The sequence below is a fragment of the Spongiactinospora gelatinilytica genome, from assembly GCF_003236385.1.
In the GTDB taxonomy this organism is placed as follows: Bacteria; Actinomycetota; Actinomycetes; order Streptosporangiales; family Streptosporangiaceae; genus Spongiactinospora; species Spongiactinospora gelatinilytica.
Genome location: NZ_POUA01000272.1, coordinates 1 through 10790, shown reverse-complemented (window position 1 = coordinate 10790; position 10790 = coordinate 1). Strand labels below are relative to the sequence as shown.

At 72.3% G+C, this 10790-nt stretch carries 8 protein-coding genes; 6 read left to right on the top strand and 2 right to left on the bottom strand.

Going from position 1 to position 10790, the window contains the following annotated elements; translation table 11 throughout:
• The 3 genes from C1I98_RS27570 to C1I98_RS27560 form a co-directional block, all read left to right on the top strand.
• On the top strand, nucleotides 1–996 hold a 996-nt coding region (locus tag C1I98_RS27570; RefSeq protein ID WP_199537261.1), incomplete at its 5' end, for a beta-propeller domain-containing protein.
• A gap of 114 nt (nucleotides 997–1110) precedes the next feature.
• A complete protein-coding gene (locus C1I98_RS27565; RefSeq protein WP_233508245.1) occupies nucleotides 1111–4038 on the top strand; it encodes a M36 family metallopeptidase in 2928 nt (975 codons plus the stop codon).
• A 152-nt stretch (nucleotides 4039–4190) separates the two neighbouring features.
• Entirely contained in the window at nucleotides 4191–5474 is a 1284-nt protein-coding gene (locus C1I98_RS27560; protein ID WP_111170327.1) for a S8 family serine peptidase, read from the top strand.
• Nucleotides 5475–5478: 4 nt separating this feature from the next.
• Here the strand turns inward: C1I98_RS27560 and C1I98_RS27555 are convergent, their stop codons facing one another.
• Both C1I98_RS27555 and C1I98_RS27550 read right to left on the bottom strand, forming a co-directional pair.
• Nucleotides 5479–7218, bottom strand: a complete 1740-nt coding sequence (locus C1I98_RS27555; RefSeq protein ID WP_233508244.1) for a glycerol-3-phosphate dehydrogenase/oxidase — start codon at nucleotides 7216–7218, stop codon at nucleotides 5479–5481.
• Nucleotides 7219–7331: 113 nt separating this feature from the next.
• The gene (locus C1I98_RS27550; protein ID WP_111170325.1) at nucleotides 7332–8114 is read right to left on the bottom strand and encodes a DeoR/GlpR family DNA-binding transcription regulator; all 783 of its coding nucleotides are present in this window, start codon (nucleotides 8112–8114) and stop codon (nucleotides 7332–7334) included.
• A gap of 130 nt (nucleotides 8115–8244) precedes the next feature.
• Here C1I98_RS27550 and C1I98_RS27545 point away from each other — a divergent pair, with 130 nt between their 5' ends.
• The 3 genes from C1I98_RS27545 to C1I98_RS27535 all read left to right on the top strand — a co-directional run.
• On the top strand, nucleotides 8245–9141 hold the full coding sequence (locus C1I98_RS27545; protein ID WP_111170324.1) for an SIS domain-containing protein: 897 nt from the start codon (nucleotides 8245–8247) through the stop codon (nucleotides 9139–9141).
• Nucleotides 9138–10283 carry an N-acetylglucosamine-6-phosphate deacetylase gene (gene nagA, locus C1I98_RS27540; RefSeq protein ID WP_111170323.1) on the top strand — a complete coding sequence of 382 codons (1146 nt, stop codon included), beginning with the start codon at nucleotides 9138–9140 and terminating at the stop codon, nucleotides 10281–10283. The genes C1I98_RS27545 and nagA overlap by 4 nt, the downstream gene beginning before the upstream one ends.
• The coding region (locus C1I98_RS27535; protein WP_233508243.1) for a 1-phosphofructokinase family hexose kinase at nucleotides 10280–10790 on the top strand (511 nt) is incomplete at its 3' end. The genes nagA and C1I98_RS27535, both read left to right, overlap by 4 nt.

Here is a 10790-nt window from a genome sequence, read left to right as displayed (position 1 = left end):
GCCACCCCCACCGAAGCTCCGACCGTCGTCGATCCCACCGCGGCCGAGCCGACCGCCGTCAAGCCCACCGCGGGCGTCCCGGTGGCCCCGAAGGCCGAGCCGACCGTGTCCGAACCCTCTGTCTCCTGGCAGAAGCCGCGGATGGTCCCTCCGGAGCGGACCGAGATCCACCGGTTCGACATCAGCGCCGGGGGCGAGCCCCGGTACGTCGCCTCCGGCGAGGTGCCCGGCCGGCTGCTGAACCAGTACTCGCTGTCGGAGCACGAGGGCCATCTGCGGGTGGCCACGACCACCAGCTCGCCCCGGCAGAGCGAGAGCGCCGTCCACGTCCTGGACGCGAACACGCTCACCGAGACCGGCCAGGTGGGCGGGCTCGGCAAGGGCGAGCGGATCTACGCGGTGCGGTTCATCGGCCCGGTCGGCTACGTGGTCACCTTCCGGCAGGTCGATCCGCTCTACACGCTCGACCTGCGCGACCCGGCCGCGCCCAAGGTCACCGGCGAGCTGAAGATCACCGGATACTCGGCCTACCTGCACCCGGCGGGCGAGGGACGGCTGATCGGAGTCGGCCAGGAGGCCACCGAGCAGGGCAGGCGGGTCGGCGCGCAGATCTCGCTGTTCGACGTGAGCGACCCGGCCGCGCCGCGCCGGTTGGCCCAGTTGATCAGGAAGAAGTCCGACACCGAGGCCGAATGGGACCCGCACGCCTTCCTGTACTGGCCGAAGACCGGGCTCGCGGTGCTGCCCCTGGTCTCCGAGCGCTCCGACGGCGCCAGCGACGCGCTGGTGCTGAACATTTCGCGGGAGGGCGTCCGCGAGACCGGAAAGGTCGCGCATCCGCGCGGGAAGGCCGCAGCGAAGGCTTTCGCCCCGGTTGACGGGAGCATCCGGCGGGCGCTGGTGATCGGTGACACATTGTGGACACTCTCCGCCGCCGGCCTGGCCGCCCACGACGCCGCGACCCTCACTGACCAGGCATGGATTCCGTTCCAGTGAACAGGCGACCCATCACTACACTGAGATCCCCCTCTTTACAAGGGCTTGTAATGAGTCATTGACGGTGTTACCACTTGCGCAGGCCAACGGCGCTCGTTTCGCGCAGGAGGATTCGTGTCAACAACCGTCGCCAAACCCTGGTTACGCGCGGGCTTGCTGGTCGCCACCGGCGTGGCCCTGGCCCTCTCCACCGCCGGGGTCGCGCTCAGCGAGCCGGGCACGCACACCCCCAAGGTCTTCGACTTCCAGGGTGAGGAGCACGGCAAACCCGACGTCGACAACCGGCGCGGCTTCGTCGCCCCGCCCGCCACGCTCGACCGGGCCGGCACCACCGTCAGGTGGAACTTTCTCGGCACCCCGGCGGTCGTCACCGGACGCAAGCCGCTCGCCGAGGGGCTGGGCGCCGACCCGGAGCAGGCGGCCCGCGCGTACCTGAAGGCGAACGAGGGCATGTTCGGCCTGCCCGCGGCGGCGGTGGACGCGCTGGAGAAGGTGGCGGTCAACCCGGTCGGCAAGGGCCATGCCGTACTGCTGCGCCAGCGGTTCGGCGGCCTGCCCGCCGGGGTGGACGGCATGGTCGCGGTCGGCGTCTTCGACGGCTCGGTCGTACACGTGACCTCGACGCTGTCTCGGGAGACCGGCGCGCCGCCCGCGGCCAGGATCACCGCGCGGCAGGCGGAGGAGATCGCCGCCCGCGACGGTGACGTGAACCTCGCCACCGCCGCCGTCCGCAAGGTCACCGAGGTCGCGGTGCCCGCGCCGGACGGCATCCACAGCGCCTACCAGGTGACGCTGGCCGGCGCGGGCTCGGACGGCGGGCTGAGCGGCGTCACCACCCATGTGGACGGCGTCACCGGCGCGGTCCTGGTCAGGGAGAACCAGGTGGACCACGCCTGGGAGTCCGCCGAACCGGGCGATCCGCGCTGGGAGGTCTTCCCGGCCAACCCGCCCGCCGACTACTCCTCCGCCGACACCCGCAAGACCTGGTGCTTCAAGCCCGGCCGCGGCTGCGACTTCGCCCCCGGCGGCGACCCGGCCACCGGCAAGGCGTGGGACGTCGATCACACCACCGGCGCCCCGGCGAACACCAGCCTGGGCAACGCGGCCCGCACCTTCGAGCACCACACCGGCGACGGCGGCCCCACCGTCGGCACCCGGCCCAACGTCCTGACGCCGAGCCGCGACTACCGCTACCCCTGGAAGAACGCCTGGCACACCGCCAAGTGCGACCCCGCCGTACTGGACAAGGAGGGCGGCGCCGACCTCGACGCGGCCATCGCCAACCTGCACGCCATGCACAACCGCATGCACGACTGGTCCTACCGGCTCGGCTTCACCGAGACCGCGTGGAACATGCAGAGCGACAACGGCACGCGCGGCGGGCTCGGCGGCGACCCCGAGACGGGCAACGCCCAGGCGGGCGCGCGGGTGCCGAACGTGCGCGACAACGCCAACCAGTACACCGGCCCCGACGGCACGCCGCCGATCACCAACATGTTCCTGTGGCAGCCGATCGCGGGCGCGTTCTACGCCCCCTGCGTGGACGGCGACTTCGACATGTCGGTGATCGGGCACGAGTACACCCACGCGATCTCCGGCCGCATGGTCGGCGGGCCGAACGCCGGGTGGAACGGCCCGCAGGCGAGCGCGATGAACGAGAGCACGTCCGACCTGTTCTCCATGGAGTACCTGTTCGAGTACGGCTTCCGCCCGGCGGGCGACACGCCGTACGTGACGGGCGGCTACGTCACCGGCGACCCCAAGGCGGGCATCCGCAACTTCGACATGTCCCGCTCCCCGCTCAACTACAGCGACCTCGGCTACGACCTGGTCGGCACGCAGTCGCACGCGGACGGCGAGATCTGGTCGGCCACGCAGTTCGACGTACGGCAGGCGTTCATCCGCCGCTACGGCGACGGCACCCCGACCGTGCAGCGCCTGTGCGCGGACGGCAAACTGCCGATCGACAAGTGCCCGGGCAACCGGCGCTGGGTGCAGCTCGCGTTCGACGCGCTGCTGCTGATGGCCAGCGGCGCGGTCGACTACGTGGACCACAGGGACGCGATGCTGGCCGCCGACACCATCCGCTTCGGCGGCAAGAACCACGACATCATGTGGAACGCCTTCGCCGAGCACGGCCTCGGCAAGGACGCCGCCAGCGACGGCCCGGGCGACGCGCAGGCCACGCCGAGCTTCGCCGCCCCGGACGCCGACAACGCCACCGTCACGCTCGCCCCCAGGGGCGACGCGACCGGTACGCCGGTGCGCCTGTACGTCGGCGACTTCGAGGCCAGGGCCATGCCGGTCGCCGACACCGACCCGGCGACCCCGCTGGGCGACACCTTCCAGATCGTGCCCGGCACCTACTCCTTCGTGGCGGCCGGTCCGGGGCTCGGGCACACCCGCCTGACCGCCCGCTTCCGTCCCGGCCAGGACCGCAGGCTGGCCGTCGAACTGCACCGCAACCTGGCCGCCGCCGCGCTCGGCGCGACCGCCTCCGGCGACGGGGTCAACCACGACCGGCTGATCGACGGCACGGAGGCGACGAACTGGGCCTCGCTGACCGGCGAGGTACGCGGCAAGTCGGTGATCGTGGACCTGGCGGGCACCGAACCGGCCAGGGTCCGCCGGGTCCAGGTCAGCGCCATGCTCCGGCCACTGATCGGCGACGAGGCCGACCCCTCCACCCAGAACCGGTTCAGCGCGCTGCGCTCGTTCGAGGTACTGGCCTGCGACGCGGCGACCGGCAAGAACTGCGCCGACCCGGCCGCGTACACCGCCGTCTACAAGAGCCGGCCGGACGCCTTCTCCACCCGCCTGCCCCGGCCGCGCGGCAACGACCTGTTGATCAAGTCATTCGACGTCCGCCCCACCACCGCGACGCACCTGCTGCTGCGAGTGGGCACCACCCAGTGCACCGGCAACCCCCTCTACCTGGGCGAACAGGACGCCGACCCCGCCACCGCCACCGATTGCGCCACCACCAGCGCCACCCGCGACCACGTACGAGCCGCCGAATTCCAAGCATTCACGGATAGATAGCGCACTCACCCGCAACCGCGCACGGACCCGGACGCGACCTCCAAGGCGTCCGGGCCGCGCGCGCATAAGGCACAGCAAGTTCCCCCAAAGAGTGCGTCGGTGGTGCGAGGCGGTACATCATCTGGGGTGCCCCAAAGGTGAGCGTGATCCCTATGTGTGATCTTCCAAGGGGCCACCGCCGCCTCACCGTCCTCGCCGCCCTGGCACTCGGGCTGTCCGTACTCGCGCCCGCCGCCGCGAGCGCCCGTACCGATCCCGCCGAGGAGACCGACCGCTACATCGTGTTGCTCAAGCCCACCGTGACCAGCACGCAGGCGGTCGCCGGCGAGCATGTCAAGACGCACAGCGGCCGGCTGGTCGGCGTCTACACGCACGCCTTCACCGGGTACACCGCCACCTTCACCGCCCGGGCCGCCGAAGAGCTGAAACGCTCGCCGGACGTGCTCAGCGTCGAGCGCGATGCCACCGTGGTGGCGTTCGAGCAGACCGTGCCGACCGGCATCCGCAGGGTCCTCGCCACGCAGAACCCCAACCTGGACATCGACGGCGTGGACGACCGCAGGGTCGATGTGGACATCGCCATCGTGGACAGCGGCATCGACGCCCAGCACCCCGACCTCGACGTGGTCTCCACCACCGACTGCACCAGCGGCGTGTGCGTGGACAACACCGGCACCGACGGCAACGGCCACGGCACCCATGTGGCCGGCATCGCGGGCGCCATCGACAACGACTCCGGAGTGGTCGGGGTCGCGCCCGGCGCGCGCCTGCACTCGGTGCGGGTGCTGGACGACGAGGGCGCGGGCTCGCTGTCCGCGATGGCCGCCGGCATGGACTGGGTGGCCAGGAACTCCGCCACGATCGAGATCGCGAACCTCAGCCTCGGCTGCGAAGCCTGCGCGAGCAACGCGATCACCACCGCCATCGCCAACTCGGTGAACCGGGGCGTGGTCGTCACGGCCGCGGCCGGCAACGGCGGCACCGACGCCGCCACGTTCTTCCCGGCCGACCACGCCGACGTGATCACCGTCTCGGCGCTCAACGACCTCGACGGCCTGCCCGGCGGGCAGGGCGGGAACCAGCCGTCGTGCCGTCCCGAGCCCGACCAGGACGACACGCTCGCCGAGACCTCCAACTACGGCAGGACCATCGAGGTCGCCGCGCCCGGCGTGTGCATCGAGTCCACCTGGCCGGGCGGCCGGTACGCGGTGCTCACCGGCACGTCGATGGCGACCCCGCACGTCACGGGCGCGGCCGGGGTACTGGCCGCGGGCGCGCGCAAGCCCACGAATCGGGCCGAAGTGCTGGCCGTACGCCAGCGCCTGATCAGCACGGGCAACGCCAACTGGACCGACGACTCACCGGACGGCGTCAGGGAGCCGCTGCTCGACGTACACGACGCCACGCAGTACCCGGCCAGGGACCCGCGTCGCTGAGCCGTCAGGGCGGTGGCACGGGCGTGTCCACCGGGACGATCTCGGGCGCTCCCAGGCGGATGGCGTCGGCCTCGTGGTCGGTGTCCTCCTCCTGGGAGGCCCGCTCGGCTTCCACCCTTTTGGTGTAGTAGGAGACCTCGCGGTCGATCTGGTCGTCGTCCCAGCCCAGCGGCCCGGCGACCAGTTCGGCCGCCTCCCGGGCCACCGCCAGCCCGCGGTGGAAGGTCTCGATCGAGATGTGCGTACGGCGGGCGAGCACGTCGTCCAGGTGCCGCGCCCCCTCGTGGGTGGCCGCGTAGACGATCTCGGCGCGCAGGTAGTCGTCGGCCCCGGCGAGCGGCCCGGCCAGCGACGGATCTTCCTCGATCAGCGCCAGCACCTCCTCGATCAGCGTGCCGTACCGCTGGAGCAGGTGCTCGATCCGCGCCACGTGCAGGCCGGCCGACTTGGCCAGCCGGTGCCGGGAGTTCCACAGCGCCTGGTGGCCCTCGGCCCCGGCGAGCGGCACCCGGTCGGTGCAGGACGGCGGAACCCGCTGGTCCAGGCCGTGCGCCACGGCGTCCACCGCGTCGCGGGCCATCACCCGGTAGGTGGTGTACTTGCCGCCCGCGATCATGACGAGCCCCGGTACCGGGTGGGCCACCACGTGCTCGCGCGAGAGCTTGGAGGTCTCGTCGCTCTCCCCCGCAAGCAGCGGGCGCAGCCCGGCGTACACGCCCTCCACGTCGTCGCGGGTCAGCGGCACCGCGAGCACCGCGTTGACGTGGTCGAGCACGTAGTCGATGTCGGACCGGGACGCCGCCGGGTGCGCCTTGTCCAGTGACCATTCGGTGTCGGTGGTCCCGATGATCCAGTGCCGCCCCCAGGGGATCACGAACAGCACCGACTTCTCGGTGCGCAGGATGATCCCGGTGTGGGAGTGGATGCGGTCGCGCGGCACCACCAGGTGAATGCCCTTGGAGGCCCGTACGTGGATCTGGCCGCGCCCGCCCACCAGGCCCTGGATGTCGTCGGTCCACACGCCGGTGGCGTTGACCACCTGCCGGGCGTGGACGTCGATCTCCGCGCCGCCCTCCAGGTCGCGTACCCGCACCCCGGTGACCCGCTCGCCCTCCCGCAGGAACCCGACGACCTGGGCGCGGGAGGCGACGTTCGCGCTGTAGGAGGCGGCGGTGCGCAACATGGTCGTGACATACCGGGCGTCGTCCACCTGCGCGTCCCAGTACTGGACCGCGCCGGTGAACGCGGCCCGGCGCAGCGCGGGAACCAGCCGCAGCGCCCGCTGCCTGGACAGATGGCGGTGGCCGGGCACGCCCCTGGTGAAGCCGAAGGAGAACCCGAGGCTGTCGTAGAGGGCCAGCCCCGCGCCGACGTACGGCCGCTCCCAGGCGAAGTGGGTGAGCGGCAGCAGGAACGGCACCGGCCGCACCAAGTGCGGCGCGACCCGCTGCATGAGCAGCGCCCGCTCCTGCAACGCCTCCCTGACCAGCTCGAAGTCGAGCTGTTCCAGGTAGCGCAGGCCGCCGTGAATGAGCTTGGACGAACGCGAGGAGGTGCCGGAGGCGAAGTCGCGCGCCTCCAGCAGGCCGACGTCGAGCCCCCGGGTCGCGGCGTCCAGGGCGACCCCCGCCCCGACCACGCCGCCGCCGACCACCACCAGGTCCAGCTCCCGCGCCGCCATCTCGGCGAGGGCGGACGACCGCTCGGCCGGGCCGAACCTCGTCGTGCCCATGCGCGCCTTCATCCGGCTCCCCCCTGCGTGACGATTCGTCACGCCCTTTCTACCCGTTCGCCCATCGCGTAGCTACGCGCGGGTAGCCACCCCTCCCGCGGGGGATAAGACGTGGAGTGCGGCGGTCAGGCCCGGATCACCTCGACCCCGGCGTCGGCGAAGTCGCCGGCCGCCTCCTCCGTCATGTTCTTGTCGGTGACCAGCGCGTCCACCTCGTCGATCGGGCAGATCCGGGCGAAGGCCCGCGCGCCCACCTTGGAGGAGTCGGCCACCACGACCACCTTGGCCGCCCTGCTCATCAGCAGGTGGTTGACGCTCGCCTCGCCCTCGTGGTGCGCGCCCGCCCCGCCCTCGACACCGATCGCGTTGACTCCGATGAACGCGATGTCCAGGGTGACCTGTTCGAGCACTCCCTCGGCCAGCGGGCCGATCAGCTCATAGGACTGCGGGCGGGCCACGCCGCCGGTCAGCACGATCTTGATGTGCGGGCGGAGGGTCAGCTCGTTGGCGATGTTCAGGGCGTTGGTCACGATGGTGACCCGCGGGCCGGTCTCCGCGTTGAGGTCGGCCCGCGTGGCGAGCACCCGGGCCAGCTCGGAGGTCGTCGTCCCGCCGTTCATGCCGACGATCGCGCCGGGGCCGACCAGTTCGGCGGCCTTCTCCGCGATGCGGTGCTTCTCCCCCGCGTGCCTGGCGGTCTTGTAGCGCAGCGGCAGGTCGTAGCTGACACTCTGCGCGACCGCGCCCCCCCGGGTGCGCATCAGCATCTGCTGCTGGGCGAGCTGGTCGAAGTCGCGGCGGATGGTGGCGGTCGAAACGCTCAGCGAGGCCGCCGCCTCCTCCACGCTCAGGCGCCCCTCCTGCGCGAGGAGCTCAAGGATCGCGTTCCAGCGTTCGTAGCGTGCCACCGAAGAACCTCCTTCACGGCTCTGATCGTCAAGCCTGGCACATGGCCCGTCTGGTCATCCCTTGATGCAAAATATTGCTCATTTCTGCTATAAAAGGAACAGAAATCGACTTATTCGGAGAGGGCTGCTCATGAGCACGCACACCGAGGCGGAGATCGCCTCCCAGCCCGAGTGCTGGCGTCGCGCGGTGGCCATGGTCTCCGCCGAGGCTCCGAGATCGGCCCTGCCCGCCCCCGGTGAGCGGGTGGCCGTGGTGGGGTGCGGCACCTCGTGGTACATCGCCCAGGCGTACGCGGCGCTGCGCGAACGGGCGGGCGACGGGGAGACCGACGCCTTCGCCGCCTCCGAGGTGCCGACCGGCCGCCGCTACGATCGAGTGCTCGCGCTGACCAGGTCGGGCACCACGACCGAGGTCCTGGCCCTGCTGCGCGCGGTGCGCGCGGACGGCGGCACGGCGACCACCGTGATCACCGCCGACCCCACCAGCCCGGTGGTGGAGCCGGCCGACCGCGCCATCGTGCTCGACTTCGCCGACGAGTCCTCCGTCGTGCAGACCCGCTTCGCCACCGCGCAGCTCGCGCTGCTGCGCGCCCACCTCGGCGAAGACCTCTCCGCCGCGATCCGCGACGCCGAGCAGGCCCTGCGCGAGCCGCTGCCCGACGCCGCCGTGCGGGCCGAGCAGGTCACCTTCCTCGGGCGCGGCTGGACCTGCGGGCTCGCCTCGGAGGCCGCGCTGAAGATGCGCGAGGCGTCCCGGTCGTGGACCGAGGCGTACCCGGCGATGGAGTACCGGCACGGGCCGATCAGCATCGCCGGTCCCGGGCGGGTCACCTGGATGCTCGGCGAGGCCCCCGGCGGCCTGGCGACCGAGGTCGAGCGGGCCGGCGGCACCTTCCTGACCTCGACCGCCGATCCGCTCGCCGAGCTGGTGCGCGTCCACCGGGTGGCGGTCGCCCGCGCCCACGCGCACGGACTGGACCCCGACCACCCCCTGCACCTCACGCGATCTGTGATCCTTTCTCCATGAGCATCACACTCGCCGACGCCCGCCTCGTGACCCCGGGCGGGGTCCACCCCGGCTGGCTCACCATCGAAGACGGCCGCATCACCTACGTCGGGCAGGGCCAGGCCCCCACAGGCAATGGCCACGGCCTCGGCGGCCGGCTCGTCGTGCCCGGCTTCATCGACATCCACAACCACGGCGGCGCGGGCGCGTCGTTCCCCGAGGGCGACCAGGAGGGGGCGGCGCGCGCCACCGCCTTCCACGCCGGGCACGGCACGACGACCACGATGGCCAGCCTGGTCACCGGCTCGCTCGCGGGCCTGAGCGCTGCGACCTCCGCGCTGGCCGACCTGTGCGAGGACGGGCTGCTGGCGGGCATCCACTTCGAGGGCCCCTACATCGCGGCGGCGCGGTGCGGCGCGCACGACCCGGGCAAGCTGCGCACGCCCGACCGGGGCGAGTTCGCCGAGCTGGTCAAGGCCGGGCGCGGGCATGTCCGGATGCTCACGATCGCCCCCGAGCTTCCCGGCGCGCTCGACGTCATCCGCGACGCCGTGGACGCCGGGGTCATCGCGGCCCTCGGGCACAGCGACGCGACCTACGAGCAGGCGCAGGCCGGGATCGAGGCGGGCGGCACGGTCGCCACCCACCTCTACAACGCGATGCCCTCGCTGCACCACCGCTCCCCCGGGCCGATCGCCGCGCTGCTCCAGGACGAGCGGGTCACCGTCGAGCTGATCAACGACGGGGTGCACGTGCATCCGGCGATGCTCAAGCTGGCGTTCCAGGTGGCGGGTGCGGGCCGTACCGCGCTGATCACCGACGCCATGGCGGCCACCGGGGTGGGCGACGGCGAGTACGTGCTGGGCAGCATGCGGGTCCGGGTCGCAGGCGGCGCGGCCCGGCTCGTGGAGGGCGGCACCATCGCGGGCAGCACGCTCACCATGGACGTCGCCTTCCGGCGCGCGGTGCAACTGGCCGGGCTGTCCCTGGTGGAGGCCGCGCAGGTCGCCTCGCTCACCCCGGCCAAGGTGCTGGGCATCGACGACCGCGCCGGATCCATCGCGGCGGGCAAGGACGCCGACCTCGTCGTACTGTCGGACGACCTACGGGTGGAGGCGGTCATGAAGCGCGGGGCGTGGATCGCGGAGCCGCCCGCCCCATGACCGTGCTCACGGTTACGTTGAACGCCGCCCTCGATGTCACCTACGAGGTCGATGGCGTGGACTGGGACGGGGTCAACCGCGTCCGCGCCGTCCACCGCCGGGCCGGGGGCAAGGGCGTCAACGTGGCCAGGGTCCTCGCCGCGCTCGGTCACCCCGTCCTGGCCACCGGCCTGGCGGGCGGGACGACGGGCGCGGCGATCCGGACCGACCTCGACGCGGCGGGGGTGGCTCACTCCTTCGCGCCGGTCTCGGGCCACTCCCGCACCACCCTCGCGGTCTGCTCGGACACCGGGACGACGGCCATGTTCAACGAGCCGGGGCCGGTGGTGTCCACTGCCGAGATCGGGGCCTTTCTACGGGATTTCGACCGCCTTCTCGCGGGGGCGTCGGCGGTCGTCATCTCGGGGAGCCTGCCGCCGGGGGTACCGGCGGCGTTCTACGCGACGCTGGCGTGGCGCGCGGGCAAGCACGGCGTCCCGGCCGTCATCGACGCCGACGGCCACCCCC

What these genes read in the sequence shown, in the direction of transcription:
- C1I98_RS27560 (WP_111170327.1), top strand. Translation starts at nt 4,191, where the DNA reads ATGTGTGATCTTCCAAGGGGCCACCGCCGCCTCACCGTCCTCGCCGCC.
- C1I98_RS27555 (WP_233508244.1), bottom strand. Translation starts at nt 7,218, where the DNA reads ATGAAGGCGCGCATGGGCACGACGAGGTTCGGCCCGGCCGAGCGGTCG.
- C1I98_RS27545 (WP_111170324.1), top strand. Translation starts at nt 8,245, where the DNA reads ATGAGCACGCACACCGAGGCGGAGATCGCCTCCCAGCCCGAGTGCTGG.
- nagA (WP_111170323.1), top strand. Translation starts at nt 9,138, where the DNA reads ATGAGCATCACACTCGCCGACGCCCGCCTCGTGACCCCGGGCGGGGTC.